General features: G+C 66.2%; 14 protein-coding genes and 3 tRNA genes. 6 read left to right on the top strand and 11 right to left on the bottom strand.

The window, feature by feature from the left end; translation table 11 throughout:
* Positions 1–61: 61 nt before the first annotated feature.
* A complete protein-coding gene (locus tag A9976_RS28315; protein ID WP_183021726.1) occupies positions 62–1,600 on the top strand; it encodes a 2-isopropylmalate synthase in 1,539 nt (512 codons plus the stop codon).
* 119 nt (positions 1,601–1,719) lie between these two features.
* A complete protein-coding gene (locus A9976_RS28310) occupies positions 1,720–2,817 on the top strand; it encodes a serine hydrolase (protein ID WP_183021725.1) in 1,098 nt (365 codons plus the stop codon).
* A gap of 92 nt (positions 2,818–2,909) precedes the next feature.
* On the opposite strand, the gene A9976_RS28305 is transcribed toward A9976_RS28310, so the two are convergent.
* From A9976_RS28305 to aat, 3 genes are all read right to left on the bottom strand, one after another.
* A complete protein-coding gene (locus tag A9976_RS28305; protein ID WP_013801509.1) occupies positions 2,910–3,734 on the bottom strand; it encodes an IclR family transcriptional regulator in 825 nt (274 codons plus the stop codon).
* Positions 3,735–3,862: 128 nt separating this feature from the next.
* Positions 3,863–4,612: an arginyltransferase gene (locus A9976_RS28300; RefSeq protein WP_183021724.1), complete on the bottom strand. Its 750-nt coding sequence runs from the start codon at positions 4,610–4,612 to the stop codon at positions 3,863–3,865.
* Positions 4,609–5,394, bottom strand: a complete 786-nt coding sequence (gene aat, locus A9976_RS28295) for a leucyl/phenylalanyl-tRNA--protein transferase (RefSeq protein ID WP_183021723.1) — start codon at positions 5,392–5,394, stop codon at positions 4,609–4,611. Before aat ends, A9976_RS28300 begins: the two co-directional genes overlap by 4 nt.
* A 235-nt stretch (positions 5,395–5,629) precedes the next feature.
* On the opposite strand from aat, the gene A9976_RS28290 reads away from it, so the two are divergent.
* Positions 5,630–5,956, top strand: a complete 327-nt coding sequence (locus A9976_RS28290) for a hypothetical protein (protein WP_183021722.1) — start codon at positions 5,630–5,632, stop codon at positions 5,954–5,956.
* Between the two features lie 44 nt (positions 5,957–6,000).
* On the opposite strand, the gene A9976_RS28285 is transcribed toward A9976_RS28290, so the two are convergent.
* The 4 genes from A9976_RS28285 to A9976_RS28270 all read right to left on the bottom strand — a co-directional run bounded on the left by A9976_RS28285 (position 6,001) and on the right by A9976_RS28270 (position 6,797).
* Positions 6,001–6,076 (bottom strand) — tRNA-Asn (locus A9976_RS28285).
* A gap of 45 nt (positions 6,077–6,121) precedes the next feature.
* Positions 6,122–6,197, bottom strand: a tRNA-Asn gene (locus A9976_RS28280).
* 53 nt (positions 6,198–6,250) lie between these two features.
* Positions 6,251–6,326, bottom strand: a tRNA-Asn gene (locus A9976_RS28275).
* A gap of 102 nt (positions 6,327–6,428) precedes the next feature.
* Entirely contained in the window at positions 6,429–6,797 is a 369-nt protein-coding gene (locus A9976_RS28270; RefSeq protein ID WP_049801494.1) for a YbaN family protein, read from the bottom strand.
* A gap of 289 nt (positions 6,798–7,086) precedes the next feature.
* Here A9976_RS28270 and def point away from each other — a divergent pair, with 289 nt between their 5' ends.
* The gene (gene def, locus A9976_RS28265; RefSeq protein WP_183021720.1) at positions 7,087–7,626 is read left to right on the top strand and encodes a peptide deformylase; all 540 of its coding nucleotides are present in this window, start codon (positions 7,087–7,089) and stop codon (positions 7,624–7,626) included.
* Positions 7,627–7,915: 289 nt separating this feature from the next.
* Complete coding sequence (locus tag A9976_RS28260; RefSeq protein ID WP_183021719.1) at positions 7,916–9,409, top strand: nucleobase:cation symporter-2 family protein; 1,494 nt, start codon at positions 7,916–7,918, stop codon at positions 9,407–9,409.
* Between the two features lie 77 nt (positions 9,410–9,486).
* Here the strand turns inward: A9976_RS28260 and A9976_RS28255 are convergent, their stop codons facing one another.
* Together A9976_RS28255 and map are read right to left on the bottom strand one after the other, a co-directional pair.
* Entirely contained in the window at positions 9,487–12,120 is a 2,634-nt protein-coding gene (locus A9976_RS28255; RefSeq protein ID WP_183021718.1) for a [protein-PII] uridylyltransferase, read from the bottom strand.
* An 89-nt stretch (positions 12,121–12,209) separates the two neighbouring features.
* Entirely contained in the window at positions 12,210–13,025 is an 816-nt protein-coding gene (gene map / locus A9976_RS28250) for a type I methionyl aminopeptidase (protein WP_012206651.1), read from the bottom strand.
* 177 nt (positions 13,026–13,202) lie between these two features.
* Here map and purL point away from each other — a divergent pair, with 177 nt between their 5' ends.
* The gene (gene purL, locus A9976_RS28245) at positions 13,203–17,237 is read left to right on the top strand and encodes a phosphoribosylformylglycinamidine synthase (protein WP_183021717.1); all 4,035 of its coding nucleotides are present in this window, start codon (positions 13,203–13,205) and stop codon (positions 17,235–17,237) included.
* Positions 17,238–17,302: 65 nt separating this feature from the next.
* Here purL and A9976_RS28240 read toward each other — a convergent pair whose 3' ends face one another.
* Positions 17,303–18,142, bottom strand: coding sequence for a TIGR03915 family putative DNA repair protein (locus A9976_RS28240; protein WP_183021716.1), 840 nt, complete (start codon positions 18,140–18,142; stop codon positions 17,303–17,305).
* 15 nt (positions 18,143–18,157) lie between these two features.
* A complete protein-coding gene (locus tag A9976_RS28235) occupies positions 18,158–19,477 on the bottom strand; it encodes a putative DNA modification/repair radical SAM protein (protein ID WP_183021715.1) in 1,320 nt (439 codons plus the stop codon).
* Positions 19,478–19,837 lie beyond the last annotated feature (360 nt).

Below are 19,837 nucleotides of genomic sequence, written 5' to 3'. Positions count from 1 at the left end.
CTTTTTTCATCGCCTGCCCGTGGGCAGGAGCTTCGCATCCACAAGAAAGACGAGACTCCCCATGACCGAACAGTTGATCATTTTCGACACCACCTTGCGTGACGGCGAGCAGTCGCCCGGTGCCTCCATGACCCGTGACGAAAAGCTGCGCATCGCGCGCCAGCTCGAGCGGCTGAAGGTCGATGTGATCGAGGCCGGTTTTGCGGCCAGTTCCAATGGCGACTTCGAGTCGGTGCAGGCCATTGCGCGCGCCATCAAGGACTCCACCATCTGCTCGCTGGCCCGTGCCAATGACCGCGACATCGCCCGTGCGGCCGAGGCTCTGAAGGACGCCAACCGCGCGCGCATCCACACCTTCATCGCCACCAGTGCGCTGCACATGGAGAAAAAGCTGCGCATGACGCCCGACCAGGTGCTGGAGCAGGCGCGCCAGTCGGTGCGCTTTGCGCGCAACCTGATCGCCGACATCGAGTTCAGCCCCGAGGACGGCTACCGCAGCGACCCGGACTTTCTGTGCCGCGTCATCGAGACGGTGATTGCCGAAGGCGCGACCACCATCAACGTGCCCGATACCGTGGGCTACGCCATCCCCGAGCTGTATGGCGCCTTCATCAAGAACCTGCGCGAGCGCGTGCCCAACAGCGACAAGGCGGTCTGGAGCGTGCACTGCCACAACGACCTGGGCATGGCCGTGGCCAACTCGCTGGCCGGCGTCAAGCTCGGCGGTGCGCGCCAGATCGAGTGCACCATCAACGGCCTGGGTGAGCGCGCCGGCAACTGCTCGCTCGAAGAGGTGGTGATGGCCATCAAGACGCGCAGGGACTACTTCGGCCTGGACGTCAACATCGATGCCCAGCACATCGTGGCCGCCAGCCGCATGGTCAGTCAGACCACAGGCTTCGTCGTGCAGCCCAACAAGGCCGTCGTGGGCGCCAACGCCTTCGCCCACGCCTCGGGCATCCATCAGGATGGCGTGCTCAAGGCGCGCGACACCTACGAGATCATGCGTGCCGAGGATGTGGGATGGAGCGCCAACAAGATCGTGCTGGGCAAGCTCAGTGGCCGCAATGCCTTCAAGCAGCGCCTGCAGGAGCTGGGCGTGGAGCTCGACAGCGAAGCCGCGATCAATACGGCCTTTGCTGCCTTCAAGGAGCTGGCCGACCGCAAGAGCGAGATCTTCGACGAGGACATCCTGGCCCTGGTGACGGAGCAGGATGCCCATCAGCAGGCCGATCCCTTCCAGTTCATCTCGCTGGCCCAGCAAAGCGAAACGGGTGAGCGTCCACACGCTTCGGTGGTGTTCAGCCGCGACGGCCATGAGATCAAGGCGCAATCGGATGGAAACGGCCCGGTCGATGCCTCGTTCAAGGCCATCGAGTCCGAGGTGAAGAGCGGAGCCGAGATGCTGCTGTACTCGGTCAACGCCATCAGCGGCTCCACCGAGAGCCAAGGCGAAGTGACCGTTCGCCTGCAGCGCAGCGGGCGCGTGGTCAACGGCGTGGGCGCGGACCCGGACATCGTCGTGGCCTCGGCCAAGGCCTATCTGAGCGCGCTGAACAAATTACACAGCAATGCAGAGATCGTGGCTGCGCAGGGGTAAGCACTCGCCTTATAATTTCATTTAAATTATCGAAAAGTCGCACAAGTTATTGTCACAGTGCGACTTTTTCGATTAATGTAAGGTCTAGTCACAAATTCTTGCTGCTTGGAGCATTTCTCATGCCCACCCTACGCCGTGCCCGCCTCGGTCGATTTGCTCAGGTCATGTCTTTTCTTGCCCTGAGTTGTGCTCTTGCTGCCCCGGGCGCGCATGCCGCGCCCGCCAAGAAAGTTGCCAAGAAACAGGTGGCCGTGGCCCCTGTCAAGAAGAAGGCGGTGAAGGAGCGCGCCACGGCCGCTCCTCAGGGCAAGCGCGTTGCCAAGAGCGCGCGCCAGCCCAGCCGCATCGCTGCACGCAGCGTTGCCAGCCCCATTCGCGCCGTTGCCTACGAGCCGCGCCTGTCCTTCGGCCAGATGGCCGGCCTGCATGCGGTGGCCGATCCTCTGGATCTCAAGAGCAGCGTGGCCCTGGTCCTGGACCAGGACACCCATGAGGTGCTGCTGAGCAAGAACGACCATGCCGTCTTGCCCATCGCCTCGTTGACCAAACTGATGACGGGCCTGTTGATTTCCCAGGCCCATCTGCCGATGGATGAGACCATCACCATCACGCAGGACGACGTGGATACCGAAAAGGGCAGCAGCTCTCGCCTGGCCGTGGGCACCACGCTCACGCGCGCCGAGATGCTGCACCTGGCCCTGATGTCCAGTGAAAACCGTGCTGCCCATGCCCTGGGTCGCACTTTCCCGGGTGGCCTGGATGCCTTCGTGCAGCAGATGAATGCCAAGGCGCGCCTGCTTGGCATGACCGATACCCGCTACGTGGAGCCTACCGGCCTGTCCAGCCGCAACCAGTCCAGCGCCCGTGATCTGGCTGTGCTTGTGAATGTGGCGCACAGCGATCCGCTGGTGCGCGAGTACACCACCTCGCCCGGCTACGAAGTGGCCGTGGGCCGTCGCACGCTGCAGTACAACAACACCAATCGCCTGGTGATGAGCCCCACCTGGGACATCGGCCTGCAAAAGACCGGCTACATCTCCGAGGCGGGTCGCTGCCTGGTGATGCAGGCGCAGGTGGCTGGCCGCAAGATCATCATGGTCTTCCTGGATTCGGCCGGAAAGTTCAGCCGCCTCGGCGATGCCGAGCGCGTGCGCCACTGGGTGGAGTCCATGGGTCAGGTGGCTGGCGATTCCATGATCCACAAGGTCAAGGGCTGAGTTTCTTTGCCCTCAACAACAAAGGCGCCTTGGGCGCCTTTGTTGTTTTTGATCGCTGGTCGTCTTGCCGCCTGCTGATTGCAGCGCCCTGATCAGTGGCTGCTGCGCGCGTAGGGGTTGGGTGGCGGTGCTGCCGGGCGGGTTGCGTTGAAGCCCAGGGCGCCCGAGATCTCCTGTGCGGTGGACTGGAGCTTGGACATCCAGCTTTCGTCCAGCCGGTCGGCGGGGGCGGAGATGGACAGGCCGGCCACCAGCTTGCCCTGGTCGTCGTAGATGCCGGCGGCCATGCAGCGCACGCCCAGCTCCAGCTCTTCGTTGTCGCGGGCCACGCCATGGTGGCGCACCTTGTCCAGTTCGTTTTCCATGTCGGCCAGCCGCGTGATGCTGAAATGCGTCTTGCCGGGCAGGCCGGTGCGCGTGGCGTAGGCGCGGACCTGCTGCGCGTCGTCCGCCGCCAGGAACAGCTTGCCGTTGGAGGTCAGGTGCAGCGGCGCATGGCCGCCGATGGCGCGCACCACCTGCATGCCGGAGCGCTCGCTGTAGGCGCGTTCCACATAGACGATTTCATCGCCCTGGCGCACGCTGAGGCTGACCGGCTGCTGGATCTGCTTGTGCAGCTGGCGCATGGGAATCAGGGCCGCTTCGCGCACGCTCAGGCGGGCCTTGACCAGATTTCCCAGTTCCAGGAAGCGCATGCCCAGGCGGTAGCTGCCCGATTCGGGACGATCGACAAAGCGGCCGATGGCCAGATCGTTGAGGATGCGGTGCGTGGTGGAGGGGTGCAGGCCGGTGCGCTCGCTGATCTCCTTGAGCGATACCGCTTCCTCGCGCGAGGCCAACACGTCGATCAACGTGAACATGCGTTCCAGAACCTGGACGCTGGGCTTGGGGGAGGCCGCGTTATCGTTTTTTTTCATGAGGCGGAGTGGGGTTTCGGCATTCGGTCATTCTAGCGGCGACCATGGCATGGCGGCATATGTGCCGCCAGCAAACAGCGGCTATGCGCATAAGAAATGTCGCGGAAAAGGGAGGGAGTGATGCTGTATCAGCGCGGCAGCTGATCCACGCGCTGCCAGCGCTCGTCAACGCGCACCTCATGGGGCAGGAAGCGCGCCTTGTAATTCATCTTCTGGCTGTCGGCGATCCAGTAGCCCAGGTAGACATAGGGCAGGCTCATGGCCCGGGCCTGGTCGATCTGCCACAGCACATTGAAGGTGCCGTAGCTGGCGGGGTCGTTGGGCTCGTAGAAGGTGTAGACGGCAGACAGCCCGTCTTCCAGTACATCGAGGATGGAGACCATCTTCAGCGTGCCGATGCCGCCATCGGCCGCGGGCGCGCGGAACTCCACAAGGCGCGAGTTGACGCGGCTTTGCAGCAGGAACTGGGTGTACTGGTCCACGCTGTCATGGTCCATGCCTCCGCCGCTGTGGCGGCTTTGCTGGTAGCGCAGGTACAACTGGTAGTGCTCGTTCGAGTAGTGCAGGCGCTGGATCGATGCCGTGAGATCGGCGTGGCGCACGGCGGCGCGGCGCTGGCTGCGGTCGGGGCGGAAGTCGTGGACCAGGATGCGCATCGGCACGCAGGCGCGGCAGCCGTCGCAATACGGCCGGTAGGTGAACATTCCGCTGCGGCGAAAACCCAGTGAAACCAGCTCCGAATAGGCGCTGTTCTGGATCAGATGGCTGGGCGTGGCCACTTGCGAACGCGCCAGCCGGCCATCCAGGTAGCTGCAGGGGTAAGCGGCGGTGGCATAGAACTGCAGGGCCTGCAGCGGAAGATCGTTCGGGTGCGTCATGGTGTTCTGGCGGCAGCCGGTGATGTGTCGCCGGCCTCACCGGACGGTGGCAGCAACGCGTCCCAGTATACGTTTTCGAACTGCCAGCGCATGGGCGGCAGCTGGCTTTGCTCGGCCACGGTCTGCAGGAACCGGGCGCGCGGCATTTCGCGTGCGCCCAGCGAGGCCAGATGCTGCGTCGCCTGCTGGCAATCGATCTGCGCGGCGCCTTGGTGTCTGCACAGCGCAACCAGGGCTGCCAGCGCGATCTTGGATGCGTCGGTGGCATGCGCAAACATGGATTCGCCAAACACGGCGCGGCCCAGTGCCACGCAATACAGGCCGCCCACCAGGCGTCCATCCACCCAGGTCTCCACGCTGTGGGCTGCACCCTGGTGGTGCAGGTCGGCATAGGCATCGAGAATTTCCTGCACGATCCAGGTGCCATCCTGGTCATGGCGCACCGTCTGGGCGCAGTGCTGCATCACGGTCTCGAACGCGCTGTCGATGCGGATCTCGCAGCCCGGCGTGGTGCGAAAGCGCTGCAATGTCTTGCGCAGGCTGCGGTGCAGCCGGAACTGCGATGTCTGCAGCACCATGCGTGGATCGGGCGACCACCACAGTGTGGGCTGGCCTTCGCTGAACCAGGGAAAAATCCCCTGGCTGTAGGCGATGCGCAGGTGCGCCGCATCCAGAGTGCCGCCTGCGGCCAGCAGGCCCGGGATGGGGTCGTTGGGTCCCCATGCCGTCTCCACAGGAGGGAAGGCCTGGTGGGGGATGAGCCATGGGAGGGGATGGGACATGATCGGGTGCGGACGGAGGAAATGGTTTCGTATTCTCTGCAGCCGCAGTCTTGCACAAACCATGCTGAAGAGGGCTGCGTGGATGCGAGGGAATCGCCTGGCCGGGGTAGGTGAACCTCCTACGCGGCCTTGTCGCGCCAGGGGACAGTGCCGCATGGCAGGCTTGGGCTATGCTGGTTCCGTCTTCTTGCGGATGCTTGGCTTTCGCTGTGAAGGCATCGAAGGAGGATGAGCGATGTTTTTCAGCAAAATCTTTGGCGCAAGCCTTGCCGAGCCGCGCTATATCCGTCGCACCCGGGCCTACCTGCAGGAAGCCCGCATGGCGATGCTGGAGCACACCATTGCCGCGGAGTACTACAAGTCCTCCGCCGACATGTATGCGGAACGCGCCGCGCGGCTGGAAGAGGAGCTGCGCGCATGGGAAGAGGGTGTCGAGCAATCCCGTGCCGCCCATGTCTCGCGCCGCGCCCATGCCAGGCACAGCAAGCCCGTCACCGTGGAGCCCGCCGCCCCTGCGTCGCCGCCGAACACGCCCACCGTGGGCATGGTGCGTGCAGCCTGACCCAACAAAAAAGCCCGCATGCGTCGGCATGCGGGCTTTTCATCTGGCTCCTCAACCTGGGCTCGAACCAGGGACCTACGGATTAACAGTCCGGCGCTCTACCAACTGAGCTATTGAGGAATATGTTGGCGTTGGGTCTTGTGCGATTGCAAGGCCACTGAAATTTGGCTCCTCAACCTGGGCTCGAACCAGGGACCTACGGATTAACAGTCCGGCGCTCTACCAACTGAGCTATTGAGGAATACACGTCTATCGACAGAGATCTTGTGCGGTTGCAAGATCTTGAAATTCTTTTGGCTCCTCAACCTGGGCTCGAACCAGGGACCTACGGATTAACAGTCCGGCGCTCTACCAACTGAGCTATTGAGGAACAAGACCTAGATTATATGACGTAAAAAACACGTCGCAGAAAACTCGGGGGATTTTTTTCGGAAGGGCCTGCAGCAGCGGCCCCTCGGGCTCCCCGGCGCCATCAAGGCTCGGGCCTGAACCACAGCCATACCAGCACGCAGCCCATGGAGGTCAGCGCCACGGCCTGCACCCAGGCGGGCGGGCGTGTCCACAGCAGTATCACGGCGCACAGGCTCATCATGGCGCTGGCGCTCCATTTGGCGCGCCGGCTCACGCAGCCGCCCCGTGCCCAGTTGCGCAGCATGGGGCCGAACAGGCGATGGCGCCACAGCCAGGTGTGCATGCGCTGCGAGCTGCGCGCTGCGGCCCATCCGGCCATGAGCACGAACACCGTGGTGGGCAATCCTGGAATGAAGATGCCGGCAATGCCAGTCGCCAGGCTCAGGCAGGCAAACAGCTGCAGCGCCCAGCGCAACGGGGCGGCCGGCATGCGGTGCAGGGGAGGGGGATCGTCATCATGGAAGGCCTGCGCCGTGCCTGCCTGCGCAGTGGCCTCGGGCTCCAGGGCCTGTGCCGTGGGTATTTGCTGCGCGCCTGCCTCACGGTCCTCTGGGGACGCGGTGGATGACTCTCTGGCGGTGCTGGGCATGCTGCGATTGTGCCAGCGCGCTGTGGCCATGGCGGCCAAGAGGTAGCCAAGAGGTGGCCAGGGGGCGGCCGGGAGCCGGGCGGCCGCTATGCTTGGCAACCCACATTTACATGCATAGCCTTGCACTGCCATGACTGTCCGCACCATTTTGAGGATGGGCGATCCGCGCCTGCTGCGCGTCGCCCAGCCCGTGACCGAATTCGACACCGACGAACTGCACCTGCTGCTCAGCGATTTGCTGGACACCATGCATGCAGCCAACGGCGCGGGGCTGGCCGCTCCGCAGATTGGCGTGGACCTGCAGATGGTGGTGTTCGGCTCCGGCCTGCCCAATCCGCGCTACCCCGACGCGCCCGTGGTGCCGCGCACCGTGCTCATCAACCCGGTCATCACGCCCATTGGCGAGGATGAACAGCTCGACTGGGAGGGCTGCCTGTCCGTGCCCGGCATGCGCGGCATGGTGCCGCGCTGGAACCATATCCGCTACACGGGCTTCGATGTGTTTGGCGATGCCATCGACCGCACGGTGGATGGCTTTCATGCGCGCGTGGTCCAGCATGAGTGCGACCACCTCTGGGGAAAGCTCTATCCCATGCGCATGCGCGACTTCAGCCAGTTCGGCTTCACCGATGTGCTGTTCCCCGGCATCAGCGCGGCCGAGGACGACTGAGCGGGCGGTCGCCGCCCGTATTCAAGGATCTGCGGTCAGGTCTTTGTATACAAATCGGTAGACAATTTTTCCATGCTGGCGCCGTACATTGGCACTTCCCGCCAAGGCGGGGATTGTGTGCGTTCGCCCGTCAAGAGCTGCCAAGCAGCCACCGGGCTTCGCGATGCAGGATGCAGGAGAGCGCGGCCTATCGGGTCGGCGGCCAAGGGTGCGCGGGGGCGTGCCTGACGCCCCCCGGCTGCCGCGAACTTGTCCGGCGTTCTGTGAACAAGAGGACAAGGAGACAGCGATGGAAAAAAGTTCTGGCAATGCGCCGGCCCTGGGCGCAGACATCCGCCCGGAGGACGAGCAACTCGGCCTCACGGCCAACACCCTCTATGGTTTGCAGCATGTGCTGACCATGTACGGAGGCATCGTGGCCGTGCCCCTGGTCATGGCCAATGCGGCCGGCATGTCGGCCTCGGACACGGGCCTGCTGATCACGGCCTGCCTTTTCATGGGCGGGTTGGCCACGCTGCTGCAGACGCTGGGCATTCCGTTCTTCGGCTCGCGCCTGCCGCTGGTGCAGGGCGTGTCCTTCTCGGGCGTGGCTACCATGGTCAGCATTCTGCACACGGGCGGCGGCATGCAGGGCGTGCTGGGCGCCGTGCTCTTTGCCTCGGTGTTCGGCCTGATCATTGCGCCCATTTTTTCCAAGCTCACCCGGTTTTTCCCGCCGCTGGTCAATGGCTGCGTGATCACCATCATCGGCCTGTCGCTGATGCCGGTGGCGGCCCACTGGGCCATGGGCGGCAATCCCCAGGCAGCCGACTACGGCAGCATGGGCAACATCGGGCTGGCGGGCCTGTCGCTGGTCATCGTGCTGGCGCTGAGCAAGCTGGGCAACGCCATGATCTCGCGCCTGTCCATCCTGCTGGCCATCGTCATCGGCACGGCGGTGGCGGCCATGATCGGCAAGTCCGACTTTTCCGAGGTGGGCAGCGGCGCCTGGTTCGCCGTGCCCATGCCGCTGCACTTCGGCTGGCCGACCTTCAGCCTGGCGGCGACCCTTTCCATGTCCATCGTGATCCTGGTGACCTTGGTGGAAACCTCGGCCGACATCCTGGCCGTGGGCGACATCGTGGGCACCCGCGTGGATTCGCGCCGTCTGGCCGACGGCCTGCGCGCCGACATGCTGTCCAGCGTGGTGGCCCCGTTCTTCGGCTCGTTCACGCAGAGCGCCTTTGCCCAGAACGTGGGCCTGGTCGCGGTCACGGGCATCAAGAGCCGCTATGTCGTGGCCTTCAGCGGCCTCATCCTGATCGCCTTCGGCCTGCTGCCCATCATGGGGCGCATCGTGGCCTGCGTGCCGCCCTCGGTGCTGGGCGGCGCGGGCCTGGTGCTCTTTGGCACGGTGGCGGCCAGCGGCATCCGCACGCTGGCCAAGGTGGACTACCACAACAACATGAACCTGATCATCGTGGCGGCGTCCATCGGCATGGGCGTGCTGCCCATGGTCAAGCCGGACTTCTATCACCACTTCCCGGACTGGTTCGCCACCATGTTCCATTCGGGCATCAGCTCCACGGCGGTGACCGTGCTGCTGCTGAACCTGGTCTTCAACCACTTCAAGCAGGGCAACCCCGAGCAGCCTTCGGTGTTCGGCGCAGGTTCGGAGCGCGTGCTCAGCGAGGCCGTGCTGTCTGCCCTGGCCGATGGCGACCGGGTGGTCGATGGCAAGCTCTATGACCGCGAGGGCAAGCAAGTGGCCACGGTGTCGGCGCCTGCGGCCGCCATGCACTGACGGCCGCACCCGCGCCAGCGCCTGGATGCAAAAGGCCCGCCCTGGTTGACAGGGCGGGCCTTTTTTTCGCCGCAAGCTCAGACCGCCAAGGCCTGCAGCAGCTCGGTTTCTATGAGCAGCTGGCGCTGGTTGTTCTGCAGTTCGGCGCCCTCGATCAGAAAGCTGTCTTCCACGCGCTCGCCCAGCGTGCTGACCTTGGCCAATTGCACGCTCAGGTGGTGCTGGGCCAGGATGCGCGCCACGGTGTAGAGCAGGCCGGCGCGGTCCGTGGCCGAGATGGACAGCAGCCAGTGCTGGGCTTTCTCGTCGGGCTGCAGCGTGACGCGCGGCGCAAAGGGGAAGCTTTTGACGCGGCGCGACAGGCGCCGGGGGGATGGCTCGCGCAGCGGCCCGCCCTGCATCAGCGCGGCGACCAGGTCGTTCTCGACCATGTGCATCAGCTCGCGGTACTGCTCCTGCATGGCGGGCGCGACCACCTGGAAGGTGTCCAGCGCATAGCTGTTGTGGGCCGTGTGCACGCGCGCATCCAGAATGGAGAAGGCCGCCCGGTCGAAGTAGCCGCAGATGCGTGCGAACAGATCGGGCTGGTCAGGCGCGTAGACCAGCACCTGCAGCCCCTCGCCGGCCAGGGAGCGGCGCGCGCGCACCACGGGGCGGGTGGTGCCCACGTGGCGCGACAGGTGGCGCGTGTGCCAGGCGATGTCGGCCGCCTCGTGGCGCATGAAATAGTCCACGCCCAGCGTGTCCCAGAGCTTCTTGTGCGATTCGAAGGGCTGGGCTGTCAGTGCCAGCTGCACCAGGGCCTCGCGGCGGCGGGCCTCGATTTCGGCGGCTGCATCGGGCGCGCGCCCGCCCATGACGCGCAAGGTCAGGCGATAGGTGTCCTCCAGCAGCTTGCCCTTCCAGGCGCTCCAGACCTTGGGACTGGTGCCGCGGATGTCGGCCACGGTCAGCAGGTACAGGGCCGTGAGATTGCGCTCGTTGCCCACGCGCTCGGCAAAGGCCTGGATCACCTCGGGGTCCGACAGATCCTGCTTTTGCGCGACCTGGCTCATGGTCAGGTGCTCGCGCACGAGGAATTCGATCAGCTCGGCGTCGGCGCGCGCAATGCCGTGGGCGCGGCAAAAGCGCTTGGCCTCCACGGCGCCGATGATGGAGTGGTCGCCGCCCCGGCCCTTGCCGATGTCGTGGAACAGCGCGGCCACGTACAGCAGCCAGGGCTTGTCCCAGCCGCTGGCCAGCTGCGAGCAGAACGGGTACTCATGCGCATGCTCGGCCATGAAAAAGCGCCGCACATTGCGCAGCACCATGAGGATGTGCTGGTCCACCGTGTAGACGTGGAACAGGTCATGCTGCATCTGGCCCACGATGCGCCGGAACGGCCACAGGTAGCGCCCCAGCACCGAGGTCTGGTTCATCAGCCGCATGGCGTGCGTGATGCCGCTGGGCTGCTGCAGGATCTTCATGAAGGTGGCGCGGTTGACCGGGTCGCGCCGGAAGGCCGCGTCCATCAGGTCACGCGCGCCGTACAGCGCGCGCAGCGTGCGTGCCGACAGGTCGGTGAGGCCCACATGGGTCTCGTACATCAGAAAGGTTTCGAGGATGGCGTGCGGCTCGCGCTCGTAGAGATCGTCGCTGGCCACCTCGATGGTGCCGGCCTTCTCGTAGAAGCGCGAGTTCAGCCGGATGCGCGGCGTGGGGCGCGGGTTCAGCCGCTCCTCGATGTTCAGCCGCAGGATCTGGCACAGCTGGGTCACGGCCTTGGCCGCCCAGTAGTAGTGGCGCATCAGCGTCTCGCTGGCGCGCATGGCCAGCTTGCGCCCCTCGGCCGAGGTGGAGCGGTAGCCGAAGGCCTCGGCCACGGCAGTCTGCTGGTCGAAGACCAGGCGGTCCTCATGCCGGCCCGCCACCGCGTGCAGGCGCGCACGTATCAGGCTCAGCAGGGCTTCGTTGTCCTCGAGCTGCCGGCGCTCGAAATCGGTGATCAGCCCCTTGCCGGCCAGGGCCTGCCAGCTGCTGCCCAGGCCTGCGGCACGGGCCAGCCAGATCATGGTGTGCAGATCGCGCAGCCCGCCGGGCGATTCCTTGCAGTTGGGCTCCAGCGAGTAGGGCGTGCTCTCGTACTTGTTGTGGCGCTGGCGCATTTCCAGCAGCTTGCCGGACAGAAAGGCGCGCGCGTTCATCTGGGCCTGGTAGCGCGTCTGGAACTCGGCGAACAGCGGCTCGCTGCCGCAGATGCGGCGTGATTCCAGCAGGGCGGTCTGCACCGTCAGGTCGCGCTCGGATTCCTCCAGGCATTCGGCCAGCGTGCGCACGCTGGAGCCGATCTCCAGGCCCGCGTCCCAGCAACTGCCGATGAATTTCTCGATGCGCGAGGCCAGTTCGGCATCCGCCGTGCCGGCGGCTGGCAGCAGCACCAGCACGTCGATGTCGGAATAGGGAAACAGCTGGGCGCGCCCGAAGCCGCCCACGGCGGCCAGGCAGGCCTCGGGCGGCATGCCGGCGCGATGCCACAGCGCGCGCAGCAGCGTGTCGGCCAGATCGCTCAGGTGCTGAAGCACCAGGCGCACGCCGCGCCGGCCCATGGTGGGCGCCAGCAGCGAGCCTATCCAGCGCCCGCGATCCCGGGCGTACTGCGCGCGCAACTGCTCCAGCGAGTCCGGGGCAGAGGGCGCAGCGTGGGAAGGAGTGTGGTCAGTGGTCTGTTTCATGCGCGGCGAGGGCAGGGAGGGCGCCGGGAGCGGGTGCCCCGGACGCCATGCCATTTTGCCTGCGCATCACGCAAGAAACATGCCGAGCCTCAGCAGCTCGTGGTGGTAACGAAGGGGGGCAGCGCGGGCGAGCCGGCCGACAGGGTCATGACTTCGTAGCCGGTCCGGGTCACCACCAGGGTGTGTTCCCACTGGGCCGAGAGGCTGTGGTCCTTGGTCACGATGGTCCAGCCGTCCTTGCCCAGTTCCTTGATCTCGCGCTTGCCCAGGTTGAGCATGGGCTCGACGGTGAAGACCATGCCTTCCTCCAGCACGGTGCCCGTTCCGGGGCGGCCGTAGTGCAGGATCTGGGGCTCTTCGTGGAATTTCTGGCCGATGCCGTGGCCGCAGAACTCGCGCACCACCGACAGGCCGTGGCCTTCGGCAAAGGTCTGGATGGCGTTGCCGATGTCGCCCAGCGTGGCGCCGGGCCTGACCTGCTGGATGCCCAGCCACATGGCGTCGAAGGTCAGTGCCGACAGGCGCTTGGCCGCGATGGAGCACTCTCCGATCATGAACATGCGGCTGTTGTCGCCGTACCAGCCGTCCTTGGTGATGACCGTGACGTCCACATTGACGATGTCGCCCTTCTTGAGCGGCTTGTCATTGGGAATGCCGTGGCAGACCACATGGTTGACCGAGGTGCACAGATGTCCGGGGTAGGGAGGGTAGCCGGGCGGCTGGTAGCCTATGGTGGCGGAGACCGTGCCCTGCTGCGCCATGCATTCGGCGCCCAGGCGGTCGATCTCGGCCGTGGTGATGCCGGGCTTGATGTGGGGGGTGATGTAGTCCAGCACTTCCGAAGCCAGGCGGCAGGCCACGCGCATGGCTGCGATGTCTTCAGCGCTCTTGATGGTGATGCTCATGCCCGCAATTATCCCATTGCGCCTTCGGGCGTGCAGGGGTAAGGGGCGGCTGTCGCCATCGGGACGGCGCAGCCCGGTAAAATAGCGGCCTCACCGATTCAGCGCCTTGCGGCCAGCCCCCGGAGGGCGGGGCCGCAGGGCGCTTTTCACAAGCCTCCTCACCCAACAGGCCGCCACGTGACCTTGCATCTGACACAGTTGGAGGGTGGAAACGCTCTCAGCTCGTTCCGCGCCCAGCAGCTCCTGACCGAACTGGTCTCCATCCATCCCAAAATCACCGGCATTGCCGCGCGCTTCGTGCACCTGGTGGCCACGGACGCCGCACCTACGCCCGCATTGCAAGAGCGCCTCCAGGCGCTCTTGACCTATGGAGACCCCTATGAAGGCCCGGCCGACGGTGCCGCCCTGGTGGTCACGCCGCGCCTGGGAACGATCTCGCCCTGGGCCTCCAAGGCCACGGACATTGCCCGCAACTGCGGCCTGGGCGTGTTCCGCGTGGAGCGCATCACCGAATACCGCATCGCCTTCAAGACCGGCCTGCTGAGCAATGTGCTGGGCAGCGCGCCTGAACTTTCGGCCGAGCAGACTGCACGGATCGCCGCCTTGCTGCACGACCGCATGACCGAATCGGTCTTCGCCACGCGCGCCGAGGCCGAGCAACTGTTCTCCGCCCTGGACGCCGCTCCCATGGAGTTCGTCGATGTGCTGGGCGGCGGCCGCGCCGCGCTGGAGACCGCCAACCGCCAATGGGGCCTGGCCCTGGCCGACGACGAGATCGACTACCTGGTCGATGCCTTCAAGGGCCTCCAACGCAATCCCACGGACGTGGAGCTGATGATGTTCGCGCAGGCCAACAGCGAGCACTGCCGCCACAAGATCTTCAACGCCCAGTTCACCATCGACGGCGTGGCCCAGGACAAGAGCCTGTTCGGCATGATCCGCAACACGCACCAGGTCTCGCCCCAGCACACGGTGGTGGCCTACTCGGACAACGCCTCCATCATGGAAGGCCATGAGGTCGAGCGCTTCGTCGCCACCTTCGAGGCGGCCCTGGACAAGATCAAGGCGCCCAGCTACCAGAAGAAGCAGGCCGTCAACCACGTGCTGATGAAGGTGGAGACGCACAACCACCCCACGGCCATCTCCCCCTTCCCCGGCGCATCGACCGGCGCGGGCGGCGAGATCCGCGACGAAGGCGCCACGGGCCGCGGCTCCAAGCCCAAGGCCGGCCTGTCGGGCTTCACGGTCTCCAAGCTGTGGGGCAGCGAAGTGGGCAAGCCCGAGCACATCGCCAGCCCGCTGCAGATCATGATCGAGGGCCCGCTCGGTGGCGCGGCCTTCAACAACGAATTCGGCCGTCCCAACCTGACCGGTTATTTCCGCGAGTACGAGCAGCAGGTCGGCGTGGGTGCCGATGCCGTGATGCGCGGCTACCACAAGCCCATCATGATCGCGGGCGGCCTGGGCGTGATCGACTCCGAGCTGACTCAGAAGATCGAGTTCCCCGCCGGCACCCTGCTGATCCAGCTGGGCGGCCCCGGCATGCGCATCGGCATGGGCGGCGGCGCTGCCAGCTCCATGGCCAGCGGCACGAACGCGGCCGAGCTGGACTTCGACTCCGTGCAGCGCGGCAATCCCGAGATCGAGCGCCGCGCCCAGGAGGTCATCAACCACTGCTGGGCCCAGGGGGACAAGAACCCCATCCTGGCCATCCACGACGTGGGTGCCGGCGGCCTGTCCAATGCCTTCCCCGAGCTGACCAACGATGCGGGCCGTGGCGCGCGCTTTGACCTGCGCGCCGTCAACCTGGAGGAATCCGGCCTGGCGCCCAAGGAAATCTGGTCCAACGAAAGCCAGGAACGCTATGTGATGGCCATCGCTCCCGAATCGCTGGCCGAGTTCACGGCCTTCTGCGAGCGCGAGCGCTGCCCGTTTGCCGTGATCGGCACGGCCACGGAAGAACGCCAGCTGGTGCTGGAGGACACGGCGGTGGCCTCGGGCGACCAGAAGTTCCCCGTGGACATGCCCATGAACGTGCTGCTTGGCAAGCCGCCCAAGATGCACCGCGACGTGGCCACCGTGCAGCGCGAGCTGCCGCCCATGGACCTGACCGGCGTGCCGCTGGAAAACGCCGTGATCGACGTGCTGGCCCACCCCACCGTGGCCTCCAAGCGCTTCCTGATCACCATTGGCGACCGCGCCGTGGGCGGTCTCACGCACCGCGACCAGATGGTCGGCCCCTGGCAGGTGCCCGTGGCCGACGTGGCCGTGACCCTGGCCGACTACCGTGGCTTCAAGGGCGAGGCCATGGCCATGGGCGAGCGCACGCCGCTGGCCTCCATCAACGCCCCGGCGTCGGGACGCATGGCCGTGGCCGAGGCCATCACCAACATGCTGGCCGCGCCCATCGAGCTGTCCAAGGTCAAGATGTCGGCCAACTGGATGGCGGCCTGCGGCGAGCCCGGCGAAGACGCGGCGCTCTACGCCACCGTCAAGGCCGTGGGCATGGAGCTGTGCCCGCAGCTGGACATCTCGATCCCCGTGGGCAAGGACAGCCTGTCCATGCGCACCCAGTGGAACGAGGGCGGCCAGGTCAAGAAGGTGACCTCGCCCGTCAGCCTGATCATCACGGGCTTCGCCTCCATCGACGATGTGCGCGGCACGCTCACGCCCCAGCTGGACGCCTCGGAAGACGACAGCACCCTGGTCCTGGTGGACCTGGGCCGCGGCAAGATGCGCATGGGCGGCTCCATCCTGGGCCAGGTGCTGGGCCAGTCCGGCAATGAAACGCCCGACCTCGATGACGCCAAGGACCTGATCGCCCTGGTCGATGCCGTCAACGACCTGCGCGCCAAGGGCCAGATCCTGGCCTACCACGACAAGGGCGACGGCGGCCTGCTGGCCACCGTGGCCGAGATGGCCTTCGCCGGCCATGTGGGCGTGGCCATCAACGTGGACATGCTGGTCACCGAAGGCGACGGCATCAGCGACAGCCGCATGGACTCGGGCGAAGGCAAGAACTGGGCTTCCCAGATCAGCGGCCGCCGCGACGACATGACGCTGCGCGCACTGTTCAACGAAGAGCTGGGCGCCGTGCTGCAGATCCGCACGGCCGACCGCGCCGCCGTGCTGCAGACCCTGCGCGAGCATGGCCTGTCCACCTGCAGCCACATCATCGGCAAGACGCGCCCCGTCTCGTCCAAAGTCGATGCGGGCAAGGGCGAGCTGCAGGTCTGGCGCGATGCCAAGTCCGTCTTCGGCGCCTCGCTCAGCGACCTGCACCAGGTCTGGGATGCCGTGAGCTGGAAGATCGCCCAGCAGCGCGACAACCCGGCCTGCGCCGACAGCGAGCACGCCGCAGCCGGCGAGCCTGCCGACCCGGGCATGCACCTGCACCTGACGTTCGACCCGGCCGAGAACCCCGCCGCACCCTTCCTGAACCTGGGCGCGCGCCCCCGCGTGGCCGTGCTGCGCGAGCAGGGCGTGAACTCCCATGTGGAAATGGCCTACGCCTTCACCGAAGCCGGCTTCGACGCGGTGGACGTGCACATGACCGACCTGCAAAGCGGCCGCGCGCAGCTGCAGGACTTCGCTGGCGTGGTGGCCTGCGGCGGCTTCAGCTACGGCGACACTCTGGGCGCCGGCATCGGCTGGGCGCGCTCCATCACCTTCAACGACAGCCTGTCCGCGCAGTTCCAGCAGTTCTTCGGCCGCAGCGACACTTTCGGCCTGGGCGTGTGCAACGGCTGCCAGATGTTTGCCGAGCTGGCCGACATCATTCCCGGTGCCCAGGACTGGCCGCGTTTCACGCAGAACCAGAGCAACCGCTTCGAGGCGCGCCTGTCCATGGTGGAAGTGCTGGAGTCGCCCAGCCTGTTCCTGCAGGGCATGGCCGGCAGCCGCCTGCCCATCGCCGTGGCCCACGGCGAAGGCTTTGCCAACTTCCGCTTCCGCGGCAATGCGGACAAGGCCATCGCCTCCATGCGCTATGTGGACAACCACGGCAAGGCCACCGAGCAGTACCCGTTCAATCCCAACGGATCGGCCGGCGGCCTGACGGCAGTGACCACGGCCGATGGCCGCTTCACGGCCATGATGCCCCACCCCGAGCGCGTGTTCCGCAACGTGCAGATGAGCTGGACCAACGGCGACAAGTCGGAATTCAGCCCCTGGATGCGCGTGTGGCGCAACGCCCGCAAGTGGCTGGGTTGATGCACTGAGCGACGCTGCAAAGCAGACAAAGGCCCTTCGGGGCCTTTGTTTTTTGGCGCCTGCCCTTACTGCTCCAGCATCTGTCCTGTGCGCGCGCGGGCCTGCTGGACCAGGGTGGAGATCAGCACCGTCTCGGGCAGGTTGTGCCAGTAGCGGCGCGGCATCTCGCGCAGCATGGCCTGCTCCTTCAGGCGCGCCGGATTGAAGGTGCTGGCGTAGTAGGTCAGCCACAGGGCCTCGCCCGCGTCGGCTGGCGGGGCATCGCTGCGGCGCGCGCCGGGCGCCAGGCGCAGCGCATGGCCGTCCCAGTGCGCGCTGCATTGCGGCGTGAGGATGGCCCAGTGCATGTTGGCAAAGCGCTTGCAGAAGAAGGGCGCTGCCGCGCGCACGATGTGGTGCTCGGGCTCGAACCAGGCGATGTGCAGCTCGGGCTGGTCCGGCCGCTGCGTGGTCCGAAAGCGCACAAAGGCGTGCATCTTGTGGATCTCGCGCGAGACGGGGCGGGCCAGGGCCTCGATGGCGCGCCAGTCCGCATCCAGTGCATCCAGCCGCAGTTCGGGCCGGGCCTGCATGCGCGCCAGCCAACGGTGGCATAGCTCGAAGCGGCCCGCCGCGCGGTGCAGGCAGGCATGGCGCAGCGCGGACATCTGGGTGTCCGACAGGGACAGCCCGGCCTCGCCGGGGCCGGCCAGCCCGGCCAGTGCCGAGGCGGGCATGGCCTGCTGCGGCGTGCTGGAAAACAGGTCCACGCCCGCGCCGAGTTGCTGCGCCCCCCGCGTGTCGGGCCACCGCCAGCGCACCACAGCGGGGTCGGCGCCATGGGCCAGCAGCGCCCTGCAGGCTGCGCGAAAGCCGGGCCAGTCGTCGGGGCTGTCGAGTTCGATGGTGAGAGCCTGTGCTTGCATGGCGTGCTCCAGGTTCTAGAACAGGCTGGCCTGCACCGCGTTTTGCACGCGCATGCCGCTGTGCCGCGCCTGGGCCTGGCTGGCCTGCGACTGCGCGATCAGCCGGGTGCGCAGCGCGGCCGAGTCGGTCTCGCCCAGCAGGGGCCGGTGGCCGTCGATCAGCACGAAGGGCAGGGCCTTTTGCACGGGCGCGCGCAGCCGCAGCAGATCGTCCAGCCGCAGCCTGCGCACGCGGCGCGCCGCCAGCAGGCGGTCCACCGTCTGCGTGCCCAGGCCCGGCACGCGCAGCAGCAGGCTGCGCGGCGCACGGTTGAGGTCCACGGGGAACTGCTGTCGGTTGGCCAGTGCCCAGGCCAGCTTGGGGTCGATCTCCAGGTCCAGCATGCCGTGGCGGCTGGCCGCCGCGATCTCGCCCGCCCCGTAGCCGTAAAAGCGCATCAGCCAGTCGGCCTGGTAGAGCCGGTGCTCGCGCATGAGGGGCGGCGCCTGCGGCGGCAGATCGCGCGAGGCATCGGGAATGGGGCTGAAGGCCGAGTAGTACACGCGGCGCAGGCCGTAGCCCGCATACAGCGTGTGGCTGGATTCGAGGATGTCGGCATCGGTTGCGCGGTCGGCGCCCACGATCATCTGCGTGCTCTGCCCGCCCGGCGCGAAGCGCGGCACGGCGGCGCGCTGCGCAGGCGCGCCGGGCAGGGACTGCGCCTGGCGCTGCTCGCGCGTGGCCGCGCGCCAGGCCTGCACCTGCCGGTCCACGCCCTGCATGGCCTGGCGTATGCGCTGTCCATCCTTTTCAGGCGCGAACTGCGCCAGGCCGCTGGCCGTGGGCAACTCCACATTGATGCTCAGGCGGTCGGCATGGCGGCCTGCCCGGGCCAGCAATTCGGGGGCGGCATCCGGGATGGTCTTCAGATGGATGTAGCCGCGAAAGTCATGCTCCTCGCGCAGCCGGCGCGCCACCTCCACCAGTTGCTCCATGGTGTAGTCGCTGGAACGGATGATGCCGCTGGACAGGAACAGCCCCTCGATGCAGTTGCGCCGGTAGAAGTCCAGCGTCAGCTGCACCACCTCGGCCACCGTGAAGCGGGCGCGCTGCACGTTGGAGCTCTTGCGGTTGATGCAGTAGCGGCAGTCGAAGATGCAGACATTGGTCAGCAGGATCTTGAGCAGCGAGATGCAGCGCCCGTCGGGCGCATAGCTGTGGCAGATGCCCATGCCGGTGACCGAGCCCATGCCCTTGCCGTCCAGCGAGTCGCGCCCCTGCGAGCCGCTGGAGGCGCAACTGGCGTCGTACTTGGCGGCGTCGGCGAGGATGAAAAGTTTGCGTTGCAGCTCCATGACTGTATGAATATACAGTAAATTCACCTGGCACACCCGATTTTCCGAGAGCCCATCCCTCGGCCAGGGTCTGGTCAGGCCTTGCCTGGCTCCGGGTTGAACACGCCGTCGCGCTATCGCCATGGCAAGCGGATTGCAATGGTTGGTAGTGCAATGGAATGAAACCGCTTTCAGTGCGGAATGAGTGCTCGCTTTCAATGAATGGGTGGTGTGCATCACGGGAAATGGTGAATGCGTGTTTCCTGCGTCTTTCGCAATGCTTGAAGGCTGGCATGGCCTGGTGCCATCAACGCACGCGCCGATATAGCGCGCTTGCTGTGCGCCATGGGCTTCCCCGTTCCTGGGAGAGAGGCTTGGTGT

This window comes from Delftia sp. UME58 (assembly GCF_014170385.1).
GTDB classification, from domain to species: Bacteria; Pseudomonadota; Gammaproteobacteria; order Burkholderiales; family Burkholderiaceae_C; genus Comamonas; species Comamonas acidovorans.
Note: the sequence above shows the minus strand (reverse complement) of the source record. Positions and strands in the feature narration are given on the sequence as shown.